Source organism: Prauserella marina (assembly GCF_002240355.1).
Lineage (GTDB): Bacteria > Actinomycetota > Actinomycetes > Mycobacteriales > Pseudonocardiaceae > Prauserella_A > Prauserella_A marina.
Window position 1 is genome coordinate 5,490,337 of record NZ_CP016353.1, and the last position, 19,120, is coordinate 5,509,456.

A 19,120-nucleotide genomic window follows, 5' to 3' on the forward strand; every position below is an offset into this window, starting at 1 on the left:
GTATTGCTGGATAGATCATGGGGTTACAGAATTTAAACAAGGCGCTCCGCGAGTCTGCCCGAAAGGTTGACGCGCGAACTGGCGTCACAGGTCGGCGGCCGCGTGGTCTCATGCCTTGGGGGCGCCGCCGAGAGAGGGGTGGGACTGATGGTGCAAGCGATCACGGCGACATACGTCCAGGAAGAAGACGACTGGACGATCACGGTCGCAGGACTCGGCAAGGAGCTCAAGGGGAGAGCACCGGGCATCATCGCGGCACGCGACCGCGCTGACCAGCTCGTGGAGAAACTCGTTCCGGACGGAAATAGTCCGACCGTCGTGCACTTACTCAGAGGGAGTGCCCTTGAGTTCACGACGGCCTACATGACGGCGCGGCTGGCGCGACCCGAACCGGTGGCGGAACAGCCCGCCGCCGAGGAGGACACGCCCGCGACCGACGCGCAGGCCACCGCGAACTCCACGGACTCGGCGGATGTCGTGGACACCGTGGACGCGGACGGCGACGAGAACCCGGCCACGGTCAGCGAGGAGACCGAGCAGCCACAAAGCACGACCCCGGCGGAAGCGCGGCAGGTCAGCACCGAACCGGAAACTCCGGAGCAATCGGGCAAGCGTGCGGTGCCGCGCAAGGAACTGAGCAAGAGCCCAGGCAACGCCACCGCAAACCCGAGGACCTCGAACGACGAGGGACGGCAGGCCGGAGGGGCATACGTGAGCAGCGCCGCGGGCAGCCTTCCTCGCGCGGCTGGTTCGGCAAGCGCCGCCGGCTGACGGGTTCTCGTCAGCCGGCGGCGAATCCGCTCAGCGGAACAGCTTGCGCACCAACAACACGCCGACCAGCACACCGGCACCGATCAACGGAAACTTGACCTTGGGCTCGGCGAACTTCGCCCTCAAGCTGGTTTTCGCGGTGTCGGCGAGCCGCTTGGGGTTTGCCTTTGTGCCGATCTCGTCCAGGGTGTGCGCAAGCGCTTCCCTGGCCTTCTCGATGTCGCGCTCGATGGTTTCCGGATCGCGAGCCACGTATCCTCCCTCGCAGAGCATGCTTGCCGCAGGCTGTCACGTTAGATCACCCGTGAAGGCCCCGGCGCACAGGCCACGCCGATCAAGCACCGAACACCGAGACGATAGGCTCTCGACGCGAGGGCCCGTAGCCCAATTGGCAGAGGCACACGGTTTAGGTCCGTGCCAGTGTCGGTTCGAGTCCGACCGGGCCCACTCGATCTTGGTGTCCGCCTGTTCGGCGGGCACGCCTTCCCCATCCGGCGATCATCGTCATCTCCCCTGGGGGCGCAGCCCCCAGACCCCACCCGGGAAGTCCCCCGGACCCCCATCACGGTCACCCGCCCGGCGCTCATGACGACACCGCAGACCAACCCACCCCCACCCACCCGTCCGGCGGGCACGCCTTCCCACATATAGGTACTGACCGATTCCGGATCAGGCACACACTCGGGACAACGATGGTCGAACGCCGATTCCGACCAGCAGCGCTCGCATCCGGAACCTCGCCAGACGAAGCCACCGCGGTTAACCGGATACCTGCCGCACAATACGAGGTCGCCCGATCACGTTTCGATTAACCCGCAGTTTTCGCCGACTCCTGAATGCCACGCGAAGTGCGGCGTCCGATCGCCGAAAACAAGGCCACGGTCGCCCCCTCCTCGTCGACACCTCGCGACCAACCACGGACAGGCGACGGGCGACCAGCTCCCCTCACAGGCGGCGACGTTCTACTCCGGTTCGTGATCGAGTCACACCTGCCTGTTACCCGATCCAGCTACATGTCGCGCCTCGATGATTACCGATTGTCGACTACGTAACCTTACTCAACGAAGTGTGATGTCCGCCATGTCAACCAAAACGAATTTCGCCGCCACGGCCCAGGTGGCAAAGCCATGACCTGCGTACTTCTACTCTTGGACCGACGAAAACCCACTGACTGGAGTCTTCGCCGATTCAGCACCGGACTGAATCCTTCCAGGCGCCGCCGAGCAGCAGAAATCGCACCGTTGAGAGAAACCGAACAGTACGCAAGCCCCTCTCGATGTGACCTAGTTCAAGGTTCAACCGAATCCGGCTTTTGCTGTTGACAACCATTCCTGCTCAACAGGCTTTTTGATATTGGTCAGCGAATACCCACCTGATTTGAATTGGTCAAAAGAGCGTTCGCGCCGCCTTTGACCATGATTAGTCTCGTTCCGAGGGCCAGCGACAAGGCCCCCGGCTCCGATTAAGCAACCGAGTTCCTCCCGGACTCCCGTTTACCGGTGCCGACCCCGATGAGCACAGGCATCCACGAATCCATCGTTTTGCCTTGGGGCACGACTGCGCCCCTTTTCCGGCTCGCCCCACGTGTCGGGACAACAGTGCTCACACCCGTTGCAATGATGCCGCGGCCCGATCACCCAACCCCGAAAGAAAAGGCCAAGCACCAGCATGTCCAAATTCACCAGCGAGTCGGTCAAGAGTACGGCCGGCACAGTCGCCGCCGCCCTCGCGATCCCCGTCCTCATCGGAGGCAGCCTCACCGGAATGATCGCCGGTGCCACCGCGGGCGGAGACGAGCAGAACCAGTCCCAGCCAGCCGCGAGCGCCCACCTCAACAGCGCTCACACCGAAGACGCTCCCGCCCAGGAAAAGCAGGACAAGCAGCCCGAGCCCGCCGAGAACGGCAAGGCCGAGCCCGCTCCAGCCGAGAACCACGCCGTGGAAGCCGCTCCCGTCGCGGAGCAAGCGCCACCACCACCGCCGCCCGCTCTTCCGGAGATTCCCGGCTACGGGCCGCACGAAACACAAAACGCCGCGACAATCGTCGCGGTCGGAAAACAACTCAACGTGTCCGAGCGTGGCCAGGTCGTAGCGATCGCCACCGCCATGCAGGAGTCGGGTCTTCGCAACCTCGACTGGGGTGACCGCGACAGCCTCGGTCTCTTCCAGCAGCGTCCGAGCATGGGCTGGGGCACCCCGGAAGAGGTCACCGACCCCGCGTACTCGGCGACCAAGTTCTACCAGGGCCTGATGCAGGTTCCCGGGTGGGAGAACATGGCGTTGACCGACGCCGCCCAGGTCGTCCAGAAGTCCGGATTCCCCTACGCCTACGCGAAGCACGAGCCGACGGCACGCATCATCGTCGACGCCGTCAAGGGCTTGAGCTGACCACTCGGCCGTCGCGACACGGCCGAGATTGATCCACAGTGGACTGTCGGCGAGGCGTGAGCCGGAGCGATAGTCCACTGTCGGGAGCGACCCAGGGTTTCAAGGCGCGGTCCTGGGTCGTGACCATCCTTCCGAAAAGAGCACCGCCGCCGAGGGCATTCCGCTCCCGATGCGCGCGAGGGGCAACTCGCACGTATCCGACGTCGACTACGGCTCCGCTTTCGCGGGTTGTCGTCGACCGAATGCGGATCTCGACGTCCCGAATGCGGATCTCGCGCTCCTGAGTGCGGATCTCGCGGTTCTGGGCGGGGGACTCGCCGGGTCAGCCGGTCAGCAACGGCGTGGTCTGGGCGGACGCGATTCGCCAGCCATCGCCGGTCTTGACGACCACATACGTCAGGCTGGCCCTCGTCGGCATGGCTCCGGCCTTTCCGGCACCAGCCACCTCCGGGCCTTCTCCGGTGGCCTCGATGTCTTCGACGTCCCGTTCGTCCGACACATACTTCCGGCAACTGACCAATGCCACGTCAGCGGAGACCAACCTGACGTCCACGATCTCGGCCCTCGTGAACACCTTCGCCAGCGGCGAAGCCAGCGCGGCACCCATCGCATCCCGGATTGCCTGCTTGCCGAGCACCCTGCGACCGGCGAGGTTGACGATCGCCGCGTCGTCCGTATGCAGCGCGAGGAACGGTTCCAGTTCGTTCTGCTCACGTTGCGCGGCGACGACCAACTCGCGAATGGCGGCAAGGTCCTCGTCCCGAACGGCTTCCATCGACTGCACCATGATTCCCCATTTCATTGCGGAGCGATTCACTCCGATTGAGCACAAAGGTAGTGCGGAGCGAATCGCTCCGCAAGAAGCGCTACAGTGACCTCGATGACAGCAGAGCAATCGAAACCGGACACCGGCCGCAGAGCGGCGAGGCGAGCAGAAGCGGAGCGCAACGACAAGGCCCTGCTCGCGGCGGCCCGCGACGTGATCGCGACCGATGGCGCGCACGCCTCGGTCGCCGCCATCGCCGCGAGGGCAGGCGTCGGCGTCGGCAGCCTCTACCGCCGCTACCGCACCAAGGACGAGCTGTTCCAGAAGCTGTGCGAACTGGCGCTCGCCGCCTACCTCACCGCGGCTGAGGAAGGACTCGCGATGGCCGACCCGTGGGATGGCCTCGTGCACTACCTGCGCGCGGCAACCGAACACGGCACCGGTTCCCTCGCACCCATCGCGGGCACCATCGATGTCACCCCGGCGATGGCCGACAAGAACGAGCGAGGCGAAGAGGCGGTGCGCCGGCTCATCGATCGCGCACAGGCGGCGGGGGTGCTGCGACCGGACATCACGGTCGTGGACATCGACCTGCTCACTGAGCAGCTGAGCAAGTCGCCGCTACTGGAACACCTCGCGGCTCAAGGAAGAACCGACCTGACCGAAGCCGCGCTCAACGCGAGGTCCCGGCTGCACGCCATCGTGTTCGACGGACTTCGCGCGGGAGCGGCACCGCTTCCCGGCCACCCGCCTTCCTCCGCGCTTTTCACCGAGCGCTGGTCACCCACTGGCTGAGCATCGGATACGACCTAGCATCGACGGCATGAGATTCGGCTTCGCGATTCCCCAGTTCTTCGCCGACGGTGAGTTCGACCCTGACGGATTCGCGCGATCCGTTCGCAGGATCGAGGAACTCGGATTTCACAGCGCGTGGACGCTTGAGCAACCGCTCGGCTCGATGCCCTGCCTCAGCCCGCTGGACACGATGACCTTCGCGGCAGCGCACACCAGCACGCTCCGGCTCGGGTGCGCGGTCTTCGTGACCACCCTGCACAACCCCGTTCACCTCGCCAAGAGCCTGAGCACGGTCGATCAGCTCAGCAAAGGCAGGCTGGACGTCGGCGTCGGAACCGGCGGCAAGGGCCGCATGTTCTCCGCTTTCGGCGTCGACGGCGACCGGTACGCTTCCCGATTCGCCGAGGGCATCGACCTGATGAAAGCGCTCTGGACGGAAGACCGGACCGACTTCGACGGCGAGTTCTGGCAATTGGCCGAAGCGGGGATGGAGCCGAAACCGCTCCAGAAACCCCATCCGCCGCTGTGGTTCGGCGGCGCGAGCCCTTCGGCTCTCCGGCGCGCGGTCCGGATGGGCGACGGCTTCATCGGCGCGGGCTCGACACCGACCGCGACGTTCGCGGAGCAGGTCGGCATCATCAGAGCCGCACCTGGCGGCGAGTCCGGATTTCCCATCGCGAAGCGGGTCTACCTCGCCGTGGACGACCAGCCCGCTCGGGCGAGACAGCGCATGAACGAGCGGCTGGCCGACGTGTACGGCAGGCGCGTGGCCACCATTGAATCCGCCGCGATCACCGGAACCGCCGACGAGTGCGCGGAGGCACTGCGCGACGTCGGCGAAGCCGGAGCCGAGCTCATCATCATCACGCCGCTGTTCGACCATGAATTCCACCTCGAAAAGCTGGTGGCCGACGTACTTCCTTCGCTCACCTGAGCGCGCCTCACGCGGGGAACAGCGCGCTGTCCAACTCCGCCAGCACGTGCCTCCCCGCGTCGAGATCGGTGGCGTGATCGAATTCGTGCCATGGACCGGTCACCGCGAACCCCGTCACGTCGGGGAAACCGTTGCCGATCAACCAGCCGAGCAGTCCCGTCATGTCCCTGCGAGTGCCTCGCGCGTCGGCGAAGGCGAGCGCATCGACGATCGCCGCCCAGCCATCCGGCTCGAAGCGGACCATGCCGAGATACTGGCCCCGCACCTCGGACACCGAAGCCGGTTGTCCTCCGATCTCGGTGATGCGCCCGTCGTCGCCGATGCGGAATGTCTCGGCGTCGGCGAGCGGGTCGACGAAGCGGTCAGCCCACTGGCCGAGCCAGCAAGGGTCGTAGGCCACGGTGATGGGACCGGACTCGCCCGCGATGGCAGCAACGTCGGCCGGCGCGAACACGATGTCGCCGTAGCAGGCGAGAACAGGTCCCTCGGTCAGCCATGGCCACGCGCACGCCAGTGAGTCCACCATGGACGATCGAGCCCAGGATGCGTTGTGGAAGCGAGGAAGGGGCACGGTGGCGAACTGTTCGGCGTGCCAGCCCGTGACGACGGCGACCTCGGCGATTCCACCGGCCCGCAAGGCCGCGAGTTGACGGTCCAGCAGGGTGCGCCCTCCGGCCTCCAGCAGGCATTTCGGCCGGTCGCTCGTCAACGAGCCCATCCTCGATCCTCGGCCTGCCGCGAGCACGACGGCGCGTGTCCCGGTCACGGCGTGGCCGCCGTGACCCGAAAGGCACTGTTGAACAGCGCGATGTCCTCGGCGACAACGGGTTCGGCGCGTTCCGGGTGCCACATGATTCCGGTCAGCGCCAGCGTCTCGTGCGCGACGGCCTCGACGACCTCACCACACCGTGCCGTGACGCGGAATCCCTCCGGCACGCCGAGCGCGGCCCACCGGTGGAAACTGTTCACCGCGCGCGGGCCGAACTCGCCGGTGAGCGCGTGCGTGCTGCCCACATGACCGGGGACGGCAACCAGCTCGGAACCGAAGGCGCGCAACAACAACTGCATGCCTCGGCACACTCCGACGACGGGTAGCGCTTGCTCGATCGCGTAACGCAGTACGTGACGTTCCATTCCATCCCGCTCGGCCGTCGCGCCGCCGAACTCGGCGCGGTCGTCGCCGCCGGTGAACAACACGCCCGCACAACCGGTCGACGCCAGCGTCTGCTCGGCGAGCCGCTCTTCGAGCGGGAGCGCGATGGCGACGAGACCGCACGCGGCGAGAAACGGCGCCCAGCGCCGGTCGAGCGCGAGCCGCTGCTCGCCGTGCCGCGGATCGACGAGCACTCGCTGGGTGACGCCGATGGGAACCATGCCGTTACCACATACCTTTCCCCGCACCGGCCTCGAAGATCCGTGCTCCCGCCTCGCGCGCGGTGAGCGGGGCGACGTTGCGGATCCGCAGGTCGGGAGCGAGCGGAAACTCGGCCGCGAAACCTCCGGTTCCGACGATGTCCGTGCCATCGCGGTAGATGCCCTTGGGGTCACGCCTGCGCAGTTCCCCGACCGGCACGTCGAGGAACACCTCAAGGTAGCCGGGAAGGTGTTCGCGATTCCAGTCGTGGATGTCGTGGTGCAGCGAGATGGTCGCGCAGACGACGACGTGCCCTTGGCCGGACAGCAGCAGGCACATGCGCGCGTAGGTCGCCGCGAGTGCGCGTCTGCTGCTCAGGTCGTATCCGGACCGGACGCCGAGTGTCTCCCTCAGCTCGTCGCCGTCGAGCAACACCGGCCGCGTACCCCGCTCGTGCAGTCGCCCTACCAGCGAACCGGCCACTTCGGACTTTCCGGCGCCGGAAAGTCCGGTGATCCATGCGACGGAACCGGATCGGGCCATGCCCTCAGCCCTGCCGGGGAACACTCAGCGCGGCCGGTCGCACGATCCGGCTCGCGGCGTCCACTTCGAGAGCGTCCTCGCGCAGCCAGCGGCGAAACGCTTCGTGCCCGACCCCGATGGCCGCGGGAATTCCGAGTTCACGCGCCCTGATCGCCATGTGGGAGTTCACACCGCCGTAGGCGGTGATCAGGCCCGCGATGCCACGGGTGAAGATCCAGTCGTAGCCGGGATCGGCCGCCATGATCATCGCGATCGCCGCTTCGGGATCGTCGCCGCCCGCGACGTCCGCCGTTCTCGCCACCGACCGCGACCGCGTCACGAAATTGGCCTCTCCCCGCATGGAGACGAAGCTGGTCAACTGTGCGGGGTCGAGCACGACGGCCGGAGCGCACAACGATTCGGTGATCTCGTACCCGCGCCTGCCCCGCTCGACGGCGCCGGCGACGGTCGCCTCGTCGGCGCCGCGTTCCCCCTTGAGGCCGGTCAGCAGGTCGATGTCCACATAGGACATGTCGTCGGCCGTGAGCCCCCATTGGTTTCCCGCTCTCCTGATCTCGACCAGTATCTCGCTGACGAACCTTGAGAACTGGAGCTTGCTGTACTCGCGGGCCGCGATGCTCTCCACGACGAACCCCAGCAGTGCTCGCGGATCCTCGGGGAGCAGGTGCGTACGCAGCAATCGTTCGATCGCGCCGAGCTGCCTCGCGCTGGGCCGGAACGGTGCGGGCTTGTGCGCGGGCGGCGCTTGCATCGACCAGTCGAAGTACTGCTCGGGGCTCTCGTCGTACCGGGGGGAGCGGATGTCGTAGGTGCCCGGCCGCAGATGTCCGTACCTGGCAAGGAACTCGGACCGTGGAAGGGTGCCGAATTCGTCCTGCATCGCCGAGATCGGCGTTTGCGCGCTGCCGAGCAGGCGGTCCGCGTCGTCGGGCGTGAGCAGGCCGACGTCGACGAGGCTGCGCACGATGGAGGTCGCGGTGAAAGCCGCTCGCGCGAGCCCCGAGAACGGAAGCGTGCCGTGCAGTCGGCAGATCCTGACGAGCTCGGTCAATCTCGCCAGCGAGAAGGTGTCCGGCCGGTCGAGTGATCGCGAGGCGAGCAGCCGAGCCTCCCGCAGATCGCGCCGGTAGGGCCCCGACGAACTCATGATGCCGATGGTCAGCTCGCGCAGTTCCTTGACGAGGCAACGGCTGTCCTCCGCGGAGAGGACACCGGTCGCGGCAAGGCGTTCGGCCTGCTGCTCGGTCGCGAAGTGGTAGGACGAGAGGGCGATCGCGAACTCGATCTTGTCGTGCAGATGCGGGTTCTCGGCCAGTTCGGCGACGTAGTGCGCGACGAGGCCGCGCGCCGCGTTCTCGTTCAGCGGCGCGGGAACAAGCGAGGAGAAACTGGCCCTCGTGTCGATGTAGGGCAAACCACACAGATCGACAAGCAGCGGAACACCTCTGAGATCCCGGTATCCGTACCGGTACCTCGATCGCGCCCACACCCGGTCGGTGATGAGACCCCGGTACAGCGAGAGGGCGAGCGGGCGGGGCCGGATTCCGATCATCTCGGCTGGGTTCCAGTCGGGCATGACCCCGAGCACGGTGCGCTCGCCAAGCGCGAACGGCGTTTCTTTCGTGGTGTCGTTTATTATTCGCTCGCATTCGGCGAGCGCCCTGTCGTGCGCGAATCGCGAAATTCTCGGTCGCACATTCACGAGCGGTCGAACCTGAAATAGCACGACGATCCGGTTCCTCGTGATACCGAATTCGAACTCGAACGGAACCCCCTCGGTGAGTTCGGTCAGTTCGTCGACGAGCGCAGGAAGGCCGGTGAGCACGGGAGAGGGGATCCGCGGGCGGCCGGCTTCGAGGTAGTACCAGGTGCGGACCTCCGAGCGGCCCGAGGTCACCTCATCGGTCTCGGCTCCCGCCGTCCACTCCACGACCCGGTAAGGGGCGCCGCTGCCGGGCTCGCACGACGAGACGACCCCGCTCGCCACCGCGTTCTCCAGTTGCGGTTGCACCAGGATCTGGTGGTCCGACCGATCCTCGTCGAAGGAGGCGATGACGTCACGGACGGCCCCGGCGAGCGCGTCTCTCCCCCTGACGTCGCGTTCGGAGAGGTAGCGACCCGCGTTGGACGACTCCGTGCTGTCCTCGCCCTGCCCGCTGCTGCGCACGACGAGAGTGGAGGCCGACCACGTCTGGGAACACACCAGATTGAGGCAGCCATCGGGATCCTCTCGCCACTGCCGGACGGTGAAGTACTCCATCGGCAGCACAACGGCCGACCGGATCGATCGGGAAAGCTGCTGTAATGTCTCGGCCTTCGTGCCGAAATGAAACGGCCTAGCCGCGTCAACAAATGCGCACATCAGTCGTTTCCCCGCCGGTATTCAGCTATACGATGAAATGGACAACCGGTTCCGGATGTCCATCCGATGAATATAGGCTAGCGATCGCCTTCGTGAGCCGGGGTCGATATCTGCCAGCGACCGGACTCCCAATGAAAAACGGTGTCGGGCGAATCGAACACGGGGGCCTTTTTCACTTGCGCGTCCCCGATTCGCGCGCAGGTGCGGCGCACCAGGACGCTCCCCCGCGCGGCCTCGACGGTCACGACGGCGACGTCGTGCGGCGGTTCGACCAGCGCTGCCATGTTGAGTTGCAGCACGTTGCCCGCGACGGCGTACGCCCGGACGTGCAGGTGCCCGGTCAGCGCGATCACCGGACCCTCGCAGGCACGCAACCTCGCCTCGACCTCCGCCCTGTTGCGCAGATCTCCGGCGTGGTTCCAGCCCGCCTTCTCGATGTCGGCCGCCATGCTCAGTACCGGAAAGTGCGTCATCCACAGCAACGGGCCTGCCACGAGCGGCGGGGCCACGGTGTCCAGGTAGCCGTCCTCCCCGAGGCTCAACGCGCCGGATGCCAGCGTCACGGGACCGAGCCGCTCGCCTCCCGTTCGCGGTTCGCGTGGCCATTCGCCGGGAAAGGCGGTCAGCGCGTCGCCGAGCGGATCGCTTCCGATGCTCGGCAGGTCGTGGTTGCCCCGCACGACATAACTCGGTAATCCGGTGTCGCGAATCCGGTCGAACAGATAGCGAAAATCATCGTCCACAGCGGACTGAGTGAGGTCACCGAGCAGCAGCAGCGTTTCGGCTCGCGGAGCGAGGTAGGTGAGCGCCTCGGCCAGTAGTTCCCTTGAACGGCCGAGCAGGATGGTGTTGTTGAAGCGGGCGTCGGGCGTGCCCCGCTCGGCGAGATGGCAGTCGGTGAGCACACCGAGACGCAGTGTCGAGGCATCCCGGCTCACGCCGGTTCCCCTTCCAGCGCGGCACCCAGTACGTGCGCGCCTACGGCGGAGTCGGAAAGCGACGTGACGTAAAGGACCGGTCTTCCCTTTTCGGGCCAGCGCAACGGGGCCCGCCCTGGCCAGTCGTCGCCGGTGACGACGATGAGCGACATACCGGCCGCCCTCGCTGCCTCGGCACCGGCAGGCGAGTCCTCGAAGGCGACGGAGAAAGCCGGATCCGCGCCGAGAGCCGCACACGCGGCGAGGTAGACATCGGGAGCGGGCTTGGCCTCTGCGACGGAATCGGCGCTCACCACACTTTCGAACGAAGCGGACAATCCAGCCGAATCCAGCATGCGGTTCAGTACGTCGGCGGGCGCGTTGGACGCGACACCGGCGGGCACTCTGCCTTGTAGCAGGGAAAGCACGTCGAGTACACCGGGAAGCACCGTCGGCGGGGCGGTATCCACCGCCGTGCGCAACCCCGCGTGCAGCGCGGCGCGTACGTCGCTCATCTCGATGTCGGGGCCCGAATCCGGTGCCCATGCGGCGATCTTGGCCGCACCCGTGGCGACGGAAGCTCCGAGCAGCGCGGTGTCCTGTTCGGCGGACAACCGGTAGCCGAGCAACGCCGCCGCGGAGGTGAACGCCGAACGCCACGCCGCCGAGGAGTCGAGCAGTAACCCATCGCAGTCGAAAATCGCGGCCTGACAACGCCCAGCCACAACGCGTCCCTCGATCACCGGCTCAGTGTCGCAGCCGCACGGCGGTGATCACCATTCCTCTTCGTTGTCCGATGGCGCGACGATGTCGTCAATGTCGTCGCTGTCGCCGGATTCGCTCATGCCGAAACCGTCGGCGTGCCCGTTGCTCGCCGAAGCCTGGTGGTCGGCGTGTTCGTCGACGAGTTCACCGGTCTCGATGAGCGAGGCCGCGAACCGGTGTTGCGCGGCGACCGTCAGCTCACCCGCTTTCAGCGCGGCGATGAGTCCCGGCAGTTCCTCCCGCAGAGTCGTCAACGCGTCGAGAACCCTTTTCGTCTCATCAGCCATCCAGGCACCCGTCCTTTCTCGCATCGGCCGATTGGGTCAACTAACCAGACGGGTCGCGGAGCGGGCTATGACGTGATTACGCCCTTCACCCGTTCACCACGGCCGGAATCGCGAACGAAGGGCACGTAACAATCACAGGCACAGAAACGCTTCGCGGTCCCGCCGGTGCCTAGACTGATCGCCCGACGATCGAACACCCGCGCGAGGTGAATGTGCGCGTTCATCGATTGCTCGTACCGGCGCTGGTCGTGCTGTTGCTGGCGCTGGGACCGGCGGAAGCCATGGCGCCGGGCACCGAAGCGGTGCCCGGCCCGAGCGGGCTGTCCAAAGCACTCCAGGCATTGCTGAACGGAGTGCAGTTCGGTTCCGTCATCGCCATCACGGCGGTCGGGCTGTCCCTCGTATTCGGAACGACCCGGCTGATCAATTTCGCGCACGGTGAATTGGTCACCGTAGGTGCCGTCACCGCGTTCTTCTTCAACGCGTCGGCGGGAGGTCCCAGGTGGCCGCTGATTCTTTCCACCGTGCTCGCCGTCATCGCGGGCGCGCTGCTCGGCGGGCTCATCGAACTCGGACTGTTCCGGCCGCTTCGCGCGAGAGGGACGAGCCTGATCAGCCTTTTCATCATCACCATCGGGCTCTCACTGCTGCTGAGACACCTCGTACTGATCCTGTTCGGCACGAGCCCCAGGTCGTACCGCGAATACGATCTACAGCGAGCATGGAACCTCGGCCCGGTCAGCATCACGCCCCGGGATCTGACGATCATCGGCCTTTCCGTGCTCGTACTGCTCGGGGTCGCGCTGATGCTCCAGAAGACCCGGATCGGCACCGCGATCCGCGCGGTCGCCAGCAACCGGGATCTCGCGGAGTCCTCCGGTATCGACGTCCGGCGAGTGGTGCTCGTCGTGTGGCTGCTCGGCGGGGCACTCGCCGCGCTCGGCGGCGTGTTCTTCGGACTGGCCGAGGTCATCACGTGGGACATGGGTTTCCGCCTGTTGCTGCTCATGTTCGCGGGCATCATCCTCGGCGGCCTCGGCTCCGCTTACGGGGCGATGGTCGGCAGCTTCGTCATCGGCATCGTCGCGCAGGTTTCCACCCTGTGGTTCCCCATCGATCTACAGAACGCGTGGGCGCTGCTCGTACTCATCGTCGTACTGCTGATCAGGCCACAGGGCATTCTCGGGCGCCGAGAACGGGTCGGGTAGGCGGTACACAATGGACTGGACAACGGTCTTCTCCGACGCGATCAGGGCGGGTCTGGGGCCGGTCGCCGCGTGCTACGCCCTTGCCGCGATCGGGCTGAACCTGCACTTCGGTTACACCGGACTGCTGAACTTCGGGCAGGTCGCCTTCATGCTCGTCGGCGCATACGGCGTAGCGGCTTCCGTTTCGACCTTCGGACTTTCCCTCGTCGCCGGTGTCCTCATCGGACTCGCCTGCTCAGTGGTGCTCGCGCTGCTGCTCGGTCTGCCCGCACTGCGGTTGCGCGCCGAATACCTCGCCATCTCCACCATCGCGGCCGGCGAGATCCTTCGGCTCTTCTACCGATCGAGCTGGGCAGAGCCGGTCACCGGCGGCGTGTTCGGTTTACAGCGCTTCGCCACCGCCTTCTACCAGGCCAACCCGATTCCCCGTGACACGTACGGGTTCTGGCTGGTCCAGTTCAACTCCCGCGATCTGTGGGCGCTCGCCGTCGCGTGGGCGGTCGTGCTCGTGCTCTGTGTCGTCCTCGCCGTACTCGTGCGCAGCCCGTGGGGCAGGGTGCTCCGCTCGATCAGGGAGGACGAGGACGCGGTGCGCAGCCTCGGCAAGAGCGTCTACTCCTACAAGTTGCAGAGCCTCGTGCTGGGCGGCGCTATCGGTGCGATGGGCGGCATGATGCTGGCCATCAGCACCCAGTCGGTCAACCCCGACAGCTACGACCCCGTCGTCACGTTCTTCCTCTACACACTGCTCGTGCTCGGCGGAGCGGGCAGAGTACTCGGCCCGGTCATTGGATCGATCCTGTTCTGGGCCGTGCTCACCATCGTCGACAGCACACTGCGGCAGGCCATCACAGCCGGCCACATCCCGGAGACCTTGCTGACCGCTCCCGAGGTGGGGGCCGCGCGGTTCGCGCTCGTCGGGCTCGGGCTGATGCTGTTGATGATCTTCCGGCCGCAGGGGCTGCTCGGCAGCAGAAGGGAGATGCTGCTCGATGCCCGCTGACCTTTCCTCCATCAGCCCCGAACCCGGTGTGGCCAAACCTGACCCACTGCTCGTCGTCGACGGCCTCCGCCGCTCGTTCGGAGGGCTGCTCGCGGTACACGTCGAACACCTCGAAATCCAGCGCGGCGCGATCACCGCGCTCATCGGTCCCAACGGCGCCGGAAAGAGCACGCTGTTCAACGTCATCAGCGGATTCGACAAGCCGACGGAAGGGCGCTGGTCGTTCGCCGGAAAACCGGTCACCGGCATGGCCGCGCACCGGATCGCGCGCGGCGGGCTCGTGCGAACCTTTCAGCTCACCAGAACGCTCAGCCGGATGACCGTGCTGGACAACATGCGCCTGGCCGCCCCTGACCAGCGAGGGGAACGGCTTCCCTTCGCGCTGCTGCCACCACTGTGGCTCGCCGGCGAACGCGCGATCACCGCCAGGGCCGACGAACTGCTCGACCGGTTCCGGCTTTCGCACCTGCGGGACGAATACGCGGGCACCCTGTCCGGCGGACAACGCAAACTGCTCGAAATGGCGAGAGCACTGTTGACCGATCCGGTGATGGTGCTGCTCGACGAGCCCATGTCCGGTGTGAACCCCGCGCTGGCCGAGTCACTGCTCGAACACCTGACGGGGCTCAGGGACGAGGGCATGACCGTGTGTTTCGTCGAGCACGACATGGACGTGGTGATGGGCGTCAGCGACTGGGTCGTGTGCATGGCCGACGGCGCCGTCGTCGCGGAGGGGCCACCGCACACCGTCGCGCAGAACCCGGCCGTGATCGACGCCTACCTGGGGGCGCGCCGGGGCGCACCCATTGCCCATGAGACCGACGAGGAGCCATCATGACCGGTCCAGAGCGCCCACTGCTTGCCGCTGACGACATCGTCGCCGGTTACGTACCGGGAGTGCCCGTGCTGAACGGCTGCGGGATCGCCCTCGGCGACGGCGAACTCGTCGGAGTGATCGGCCCGAACGGCGCGGGCAAGTCCACTCTCGTCAAGGCGATCTTCGGGCTGCTGAGAGTCAGGTCGGGAACCGTCCGGTTCCACGGAGAGAACATCACCAACCGGCCTGCCCACGACCTCGTCTCGCGCGGGATCGGCTACGTCCCGCAACGCGACAACGTCTTCCCTTCGCTGACCGTCGAGGAGAACCTGCGCATGGGCACGTACCTCGTTCCGAAAGCCTTCGCGCGGCGGGTGGAGTCCGTCGAACAACTCTTCCCGCTACTCGGCAAGCGCAGGGGCCAGAAGGCGAGTTCGATGTCCGGCGGCGAGCGGCAGATGCTGGCGATGGGACGAGCGCTCATGATGCGGCCCGAGGTACTGCTGCTCGACGAGCCTTCGGCAGGGCTTTCCCCGGTGTACCAAGATCAGGTCTTCGAACGGATCGCGCAGATCAACTCCACCGGCGTCGGAATACTCATGGTCGAGCAGAACGCGCGAACCTGCCTGCGGATCTGCGATCGCGGCTACGTACTGGACCAGGGCAAGAACGCGCACACCGGCACGGGCGAGGAACTGCTGCACGACGAGCGGGTGATCGAGTGCTACCTCGGCACCCTCGCGAAGGCCGACTGATTCCTCGCCCTGCTCCTTTCACGTCACCGGCGTGTTCTGCCCGATCCTGATTCGCCACCCACCATCGTCGAGTTGAGCCACGATCAGGAGAATCGCCTCCATCGGATCTTCGCGTGGACCCGCTGAAGCGGCCCCGGAGCGGAGTGCCCGCTGCCGGGCGTGAACCACAGCCAGTCCCTCGGCAAGGTGAGTAATGCTCTCGACCGTGTAGCTGACGCTGAGGTTTTCCAATGGTCCACCCTGATCGAATACGAACGCCTGGGCACGGTAGAGCGCTTCCTTGTCATCGACAAGGTTGCCGCCGAAGTTGACGAAGATCGGGTCGTCCGCGAACAGGTCGTTCATGGACTTGGCTTCATTCGTGTTGAAGGCATGTTCGTAGTGCCTGACCAGGTCGTTCAGAGCATGGTCGGTTTCGGTGTTCATGGCGGGGCTCCTTTGTCGTGAACAGAACCCGATCATGCAACTTCGACCTAAGTCCAGGTCACCGAATCACCCCGCACTCCCAACCTCACTGATCGGCGCAGCTAACCCGTGCTTTCCTCGGTGCGCAGGGTTTGCAGCTTGCCCGCGTCGTCGTAGCCGTAGACCTCGATCGTCGCCTTGCCGGGTTCACCGGCGTCGGTGAAGTCGAGCGGTCCGCTCACCCCGTCGTAGTCGACGTTCGTTCCCCGCTCGATGAGGTCCTTGCAGGCCGCGAACGACGTGCACTTCTCACCGTCCTTCGTGATCCCGTCGATCTCCTTCGAGAACACGGTGGGGTCGGTGGACTTCGCCTGTTCGGCCGCGAGGGCCACGATGGTGGCACAGTCGAAGACCTGCGGCGCGTACTGGAGTTCTTGCAGATCGGGCGCGAACGCCTTGAGCTGCTTCGTGTACTCGGGATTGTCAGCCGATGCGGGAGCCGTTCCCTTCATTCCCGCGATCACGGTGGGATCACCCGGTGAGACCAGCGAGCCGAGCTGCTCGCTGCGGACCCCGTCCGCTCCGTAGACACCGATCTGCCGGGGACCGGCACCTGCCTCGATCATGGCCCTGATGATCTGCGAGCCCTCCTCGAAGGAGATCACGACGGCCGCGTCGGGCCGCGAGTTCGCGATCTGCTGCGCGACCTGATCGAAGTTGGTGGCCTCCGGGTCGTAGGTCTGGGAGAGCACGACCGTCGCGCCGTTCGCTTCCAGTGCCTTCTTGGTCGAGTCGAGCAGCCCGCGACCGTAGTCGTCGGCCCTCGCGACCATGGCGACCCTGGTGTGCCCGTCGCCGCGCACGACTTTCGCGAGAACCGGCCCCTGCAACGCGTCACTCGGCGCGGTGCGGAAGTAGAAGCCGTCGTCGGGATAGTCGGTGAAGGTGGGCGCGGTGTTCGATCCCGAACACTGCACGACGCCCGCCCCGGTCACGGCATCGATGAAGGCGAGCGACATGCCCGAAGCCGCGGCGCCGATGATCGCATCGACTCCCGAGTTGAGCACTCTGTTCGCCGACTGGACCGCGACTGCTTCCTGCCCGGCCTCGTCACCCGCCACCATCGCGGGCAACTGCTTGCCGAGCACTCCTCCGGCGTCGTTGATCTGTTTCATGGCGAATTTCGCAGACTGGATCTGTGGCGGGCCGAGGTAGGCCAGCTGACCCGTCTCCGGAAGGACGTATCCCAGCTTGAGCGGCTGGTCGTCGCCGCTTCCCTGGCCGCCGTCGTCCCCACTGCCGCACGCCACGGTCAACAGTGCCGTCACGCTCACGAAGATGGCCGACCGCCATGTCCATGAAGGTCGCATCCTTCGCCTCCCGTCATCCACGATGAAGGGCGGCAACCGGCGAAACTACCGGGCAGCTCGCTGCTCGGCGGTGGCACACAGTCCTCCGCCCGGCTTGGTGAAGAGAACTGCGAGCCTAGAACCGTCAGCGGGGTACGGACGGCACGATGTCCGATTGATATGCCGCCTTGACAGTCCTGACAGCCTTGGACGACGTGGAGTAGCGTCGTCTCGACAGTGCGCGAGCTTTTCAGGAGGCCGGACCATGTCGAGCCGCAATCCGCTTCGCTGGGCAGGGCGGTGGGCCGACTGGTTCGAGTGGCGCGGTGTCTACGTCCCCGGCGAGGACAACCGGGTCGTCGACCCCTGGCGCGACTGGGGCTGGCTCATCGTCGCCTGGCTCGCCACGCTCGCCCTGTTCATCCTTTTCTTCGCTTTCGCCGTCTGACTGGCTTCCCCTCGGCGCGGTGAGTTGACTCACCGGTAACCGCCCATCGATCACGGCCAGGACACGGCCCGGAACCAGGTCTGCCTCAACCCCCAGTTCCTGCTGGCAGCTTGCCAGCGGCGTCGTCACAGTGGACCGAGGTGGCCGGATCACGCCACCGAACGGACCAATTACCCGCTGCGATCGGAGTAAGGAGCGTCGGCGGTGCGAATGCGCAAGCCCATGCTGGCTGTCTGCGCGCTGTTGGCGTTGACCGCGTGCGGCGCTCCGGCCGCCGACGACGATCAGGCAGGCGGCACGGCGGGCGCCGCGACGGCTGGATCGTCCTCGACCGCCCCGATGACGGCGGCCCCGGTTTCCATCGCGTTCGGTTCGGATCACCGCTTCCCATCCGGTCTCGTCGTCTCCGTCGCCGAACCGAAGCTGTTCCGGCCCAGCGACAGCGCCTACCCGCGCTCGGAGCGCGCGGCGGCCTTCGGTATCGCGATCTACAACGAAACGGAACAGCCCTATCGGCTCTCCAGCCTCTCCGTCAGGGCGACCGTCTCCGAAAAGGACGCCCAGCAGGTGGTCGATGCCACCCAGGGCTACACCGGCATCGTGGACGCCGACCGCGACCTTCCTCCCGGCGCGATGGCGCGGGTGACGCTCGCCTTCGCGATGCCGTCGGAAAGCTGCCCCGTCGTACTCACCATTCGCCCCGAGACCGCGACCGGAACCACCGCCGTCTACAGCGGCTCGGTGTGAATCACGCGCTAGGCTTTCGCCATGACCGAGCAGAAACGGCTTAGCCAGGGAGACCCCGCACCCGATTTCACCCTTCCCGACAGCGAGGGCAACAAGGTCTCGCTCGCCGATTTCCGGGGCAGGTCGGTCGTCGTCTACTTCTATCCCGCCGCGGGAACTCCCGGCTGCACCAAGCAGGCGTGCGACTTCCGCGACAACCTCGCGGAGCTGAACGACGCCGGATACCAGGTGCTCGGTATCTCACCTGACAAGCAGGAGAAACTGGCCAAGTTCGTCGCTGCGGAACAGCTGACCTTCCCGCTGCTTTCCGATCCTGACAAGACCGTGCTCACCGAGTGGGGCGCCTTCGGGGAGAAGAAGAACTACGGCCGGATCGTGCAGGGCGTCATCCGCTCGACCTTCGTGATCGACCCCGATGGCGTGATCGTCAAGGCGGCCTACAACGTCAGGGCGACGGGCCATGTCGCCAAACTGATCAGAGACCTGGACATCGCGAGCTAGGCGAG

The 19,120-nt window shown here is 66.1% G+C and carries 21 protein-coding genes, 1 tRNA gene and 1 pseudogene; 12 read left to right on the forward strand and 11 right to left on the reverse strand.

Going from position 1 to position 19,120, the window contains the following annotated elements; all coding sequences use genetic code 11:
• The first annotated feature begins 147 nt into the window (after positions 1-147).
• Positions 148-771: a hypothetical protein gene (locus tag BAY61_RS34080; RefSeq protein ID WP_420848822.1), complete on the forward strand. Its 624-nt coding sequence runs from the start codon at positions 148-150 to the stop codon at positions 769-771.
• Positions 772-801: 30 nt separating this feature from the next.
• Here BAY61_RS34080 and BAY61_RS25265 read toward each other — a convergent pair whose 3' ends face one another.
• Complete coding sequence (locus BAY61_RS25265; protein ID WP_091807459.1) at positions 802-1,023, reverse strand: DUF3618 domain-containing protein; 222 nt, start codon at positions 1,021-1,023, stop codon at positions 802-804.
• Between the two features lie 121 nt (positions 1,024-1,144).
• On the opposite strand from BAY61_RS25265, the gene BAY61_RS25270 reads away from it, so the two are divergent.
• Positions 1,145-1,218, forward strand: a tRNA-Leu gene (locus BAY61_RS25270).
• 1,551 nt (positions 1,219-2,769) lie between these two features.
• Positions 2,770-3,153, forward strand: a pseudogene (locus BAY61_RS34085) (C40 family peptidase); the annotation flags it as partial.
• 328 nt (positions 3,154-3,481) lie between these two features.
• Here BAY61_RS34085 and BAY61_RS25280 read toward each other — a convergent pair.
• The gene (locus BAY61_RS25280; protein WP_091807457.1) at positions 3,482-3,934 is read right to left on the reverse strand and encodes an SgcJ/EcaC family oxidoreductase; all 453 of its coding nucleotides are present in this window, start codon (positions 3,932-3,934) and stop codon (positions 3,482-3,484) included.
• A 105-nt stretch (positions 3,935-4,039) separates the two neighbouring features.
• Here BAY61_RS25280 and BAY61_RS25285 point away from each other — a divergent pair, with 105 nt between their 5' ends.
• Both BAY61_RS25285 and BAY61_RS25290 read left to right on the forward strand, forming a co-directional pair.
• Positions 4,040-4,720 carry a TetR/AcrR family transcriptional regulator gene (locus tag BAY61_RS25285; protein ID WP_091807455.1) on the forward strand — a complete coding sequence of 227 codons (681 nt, stop codon included), beginning with the start codon at positions 4,040-4,042 and terminating at the stop codon, positions 4,718-4,720.
• Positions 4,721-4,748: 28 nt separating this feature from the next.
• On the forward strand, positions 4,749-5,654 hold the full coding sequence (locus BAY61_RS25290; protein ID WP_091806955.1) for an LLM class flavin-dependent oxidoreductase: 906 nt from the start codon (positions 4,749-4,751) through the stop codon (positions 5,652-5,654).
• Between the two features lie 7 nt (positions 5,655-5,661).
• On the opposite strand, the gene BAY61_RS25295 is transcribed toward BAY61_RS25290, so the two are convergent.
• The 7 genes from BAY61_RS25295 to BAY61_RS25325 form a co-directional block, all read right to left on the reverse strand.
• Positions 5,662-6,420 carry a phosphocholine cytidylyltransferase family protein gene (locus tag BAY61_RS25295; RefSeq protein ID WP_143021390.1) on the reverse strand — a complete coding sequence of 253 codons (759 nt, stop codon included), beginning with the start codon at positions 6,418-6,420 and terminating at the stop codon, positions 5,662-5,664.
• Complete coding sequence (locus tag BAY61_RS25300; RefSeq protein ID WP_170140226.1) at positions 6,417-7,028, reverse strand: gamma-glutamyl-gamma-aminobutyrate hydrolase family protein; 612 nt, start codon at positions 7,026-7,028, stop codon at positions 6,417-6,419. The genes BAY61_RS25295 and BAY61_RS25300 overlap by 4 nt, the downstream gene beginning before the upstream one ends.
• Positions 7,029-7,032: 4 nt before the next feature.
• On the reverse strand, positions 7,033-7,551 hold the full coding sequence (locus tag BAY61_RS25305; RefSeq protein WP_091807454.1) for an adenylyl-sulfate kinase: 519 nt from the start codon (positions 7,549-7,551) through the stop codon (positions 7,033-7,035).
• A gap of 4 nt (positions 7,552-7,555) precedes the next feature.
• Entirely contained in the window at positions 7,556-9,913 is a 2,358-nt protein-coding gene (locus tag BAY61_RS25310) for a PEP-utilizing enzyme (protein WP_091806950.1), read from the reverse strand.
• 77 nt (positions 9,914-9,990) lie between these two features.
• The gene (locus tag BAY61_RS25315; protein ID WP_170140227.1) at positions 9,991-10,851 is read right to left on the reverse strand and encodes a metallophosphoesterase family protein; all 861 of its coding nucleotides are present in this window, start codon (positions 10,849-10,851) and stop codon (positions 9,991-9,993) included.
• A complete protein-coding gene (locus tag BAY61_RS25320; RefSeq protein ID WP_245865420.1) occupies positions 10,848-11,573 on the reverse strand; it encodes an HAD family hydrolase in 726 nt (241 codons plus the stop codon). Before BAY61_RS25320 ends, BAY61_RS25315 begins: the two co-directional genes overlap by 4 nt.
• A 30-nt stretch (positions 11,574-11,603) precedes the next feature.
• Positions 11,604-11,882, reverse strand: coding sequence for a hypothetical protein (locus BAY61_RS25325; RefSeq protein WP_091806944.1), 279 nt, complete (start codon positions 11,880-11,882; stop codon positions 11,604-11,606).
• 212 nt (positions 11,883-12,094) lie between these two features.
• On the opposite strand from BAY61_RS25325, the gene BAY61_RS25330 reads away from it, so the two are divergent.
• Genes BAY61_RS25330 through BAY61_RS25345 form a run of 4 tightly spaced genes read left to right on the forward strand, consistent with a single transcriptional unit; the run spans position 12,095 to position 15,665 of the window.
• Positions 12,095-13,090, forward strand: a complete 996-nt coding sequence (locus BAY61_RS25330) for a branched-chain amino acid ABC transporter permease (RefSeq protein ID WP_091806942.1) — start codon at positions 12,095-12,097, stop codon at positions 13,088-13,090.
• A 10-nt stretch (positions 13,091-13,100) separates the two neighbouring features.
• Positions 13,101-14,093 (forward strand): branched-chain amino acid ABC transporter permease, encoded by a 993-nt coding sequence (locus BAY61_RS25335; RefSeq protein WP_091806940.1) that lies wholly within the window; start codon positions 13,101-13,103, stop codon positions 14,091-14,093.
• On the forward strand, positions 14,083-14,931 hold the full coding sequence (locus BAY61_RS25340; protein WP_091806938.1) for an ABC transporter ATP-binding protein: 849 nt from the start codon (positions 14,083-14,085) through the stop codon (positions 14,929-14,931). Before BAY61_RS25335 ends, BAY61_RS25340 begins: the two co-directional genes overlap by 11 nt.
• Positions 14,928-15,665: an ABC transporter ATP-binding protein gene (locus tag BAY61_RS25345; RefSeq protein WP_091806936.1), complete on the forward strand. Its 738-nt coding sequence runs from the start codon at positions 14,928-14,930 to the stop codon at positions 15,663-15,665. The genes BAY61_RS25340 and BAY61_RS25345 overlap by 4 nt, the downstream gene beginning before the upstream one ends.
• Positions 15,666-15,683: 18 nt before the next feature.
• Here BAY61_RS25345 and BAY61_RS25350 read toward each other — a convergent pair whose 3' ends face one another.
• Positions 15,684-16,091, reverse strand: a complete 408-nt coding sequence (locus BAY61_RS25350; protein WP_091806935.1) for an SgcJ/EcaC family oxidoreductase — start codon at positions 16,089-16,091, stop codon at positions 15,684-15,686.
• A 101-nt stretch (positions 16,092-16,192) separates the two neighbouring features.
• Complete coding sequence (locus tag BAY61_RS25355) at positions 16,193-17,440, reverse strand: ABC transporter substrate-binding protein (protein ID WP_091806933.1); 1,248 nt, start codon at positions 17,438-17,440, stop codon at positions 16,193-16,195.
• 244 nt (positions 17,441-17,684) lie between these two features.
• Here BAY61_RS25355 and BAY61_RS25360 point away from each other — a divergent pair, with 244 nt between their 5' ends.
• From BAY61_RS25360 to bcp, 3 genes are all read left to right on the forward strand, one after another.
• Positions 17,685-17,867: a hypothetical protein gene (locus BAY61_RS25360; protein WP_091806931.1), complete on the forward strand. Its 183-nt coding sequence runs from the start codon at positions 17,685-17,687 to the stop codon at positions 17,865-17,867.
• Positions 17,868-18,077: 210 nt separating this feature from the next.
• Complete coding sequence (locus BAY61_RS25365; protein WP_245866283.1) at positions 18,078-18,614, forward strand: hypothetical protein; 537 nt, start codon at positions 18,078-18,080, stop codon at positions 18,612-18,614.
• A gap of 21 nt (positions 18,615-18,635) precedes the next feature.
• Positions 18,636-19,115, forward strand: a complete 480-nt coding sequence (bcp, locus tag BAY61_RS25370) for a thioredoxin-dependent thiol peroxidase (RefSeq protein WP_091806928.1) — start codon at positions 18,636-18,638, stop codon at positions 19,113-19,115.
• Positions 19,116-19,120: the final 5 nt, after the last annotated feature.

Coding starts and splice junctions, on each gene's coding strand:
- BAY61_RS25290 (WP_091806955.1), top strand. CDS start 4,749: ATGAGATTCGGCTTCGCGATTCCCCAGTTCTTCGCCGACGGTGAGTTC.
- BAY61_RS25345 (WP_091806936.1), top strand. CDS start 14,928: ATGACCGGTCCAGAGCGCCCACTGCTTGCCGCTGACGACATCGTCGCC.
- BAY61_RS25285 (WP_091807455.1), top strand. CDS start 4,040: ATGACAGCAGAGCAATCGAAACCGGACACCGGCCGCAGAGCGGCGAGG.
- BAY61_RS25340 (WP_091806938.1), top strand. CDS start 14,083: ATGCCCGCTGACCTTTCCTCCATCAGCCCCGAACCCGGTGTGGCCAAA.
- BAY61_RS25360 (WP_091806931.1), top strand. CDS start 17,685: ATGTCGAGCCGCAATCCGCTTCGCTGGGCAGGGCGGTGGGCCGACTGG.
- BAY61_RS34080 (WP_420848822.1), top strand. CDS start 148: ATGGTGCAAGCGATCACGGCGACATACGTCCAGGAAGAAGACGACTGG.
- BAY61_RS25335 (WP_091806940.1), top strand. CDS start 13,101: ATGGACTGGACAACGGTCTTCTCCGACGCGATCAGGGCGGGTCTGGGG.
- BAY61_RS25280 (WP_091807457.1), bottom strand. CDS start 3,934: ATGGAAGCCGTTCGGGACGAGGACCTTGCCGCCATTCGCGAGTTGGTC.
- bcp (WP_091806928.1), top strand. CDS start 18,636: ATGACCGAGCAGAAACGGCTTAGCCAGGGAGACCCCGCACCCGATTTC.
- BAY61_RS25365 (WP_245866283.1), top strand. CDS start 18,078: ATGCGCAAGCCCATGCTGGCTGTCTGCGCGCTGTTGGCGTTGACCGCG.
- BAY61_RS25325 (WP_091806944.1), bottom strand. CDS start 11,882: ATGGCTGATGAGACGAAAAGGGTTCTCGACGCGTTGACGACTCTGCGG.
- BAY61_RS25310 (WP_091806950.1), bottom strand. CDS start 9,913: ATGTGCGCATTTGTTGACGCGGCTAGGCCGTTTCATTTCGGCACGAAG.
- BAY61_RS25350 (WP_091806935.1), bottom strand. CDS start 16,091: ATGAACACCGAAACCGACCATGCTCTGAACGACCTGGTCAGGCACTAC.
- BAY61_RS25355 (WP_091806933.1), bottom strand. CDS start 17,440: ATGCGACCTTCATGGACATGGCGGTCGGCCATCTTCGTGAGCGTGACG.
- BAY61_RS25300 (WP_170140226.1), bottom strand. CDS start 7,028: ATGGTTCCCATCGGCGTCACCCAGCGAGTGCTCGTCGATCCGCGGCAC.
- BAY61_RS25305 (WP_091807454.1), bottom strand. CDS start 7,551: ATGGCCCGATCCGGTTCCGTCGCATGGATCACCGGACTTTCCGGCGCC.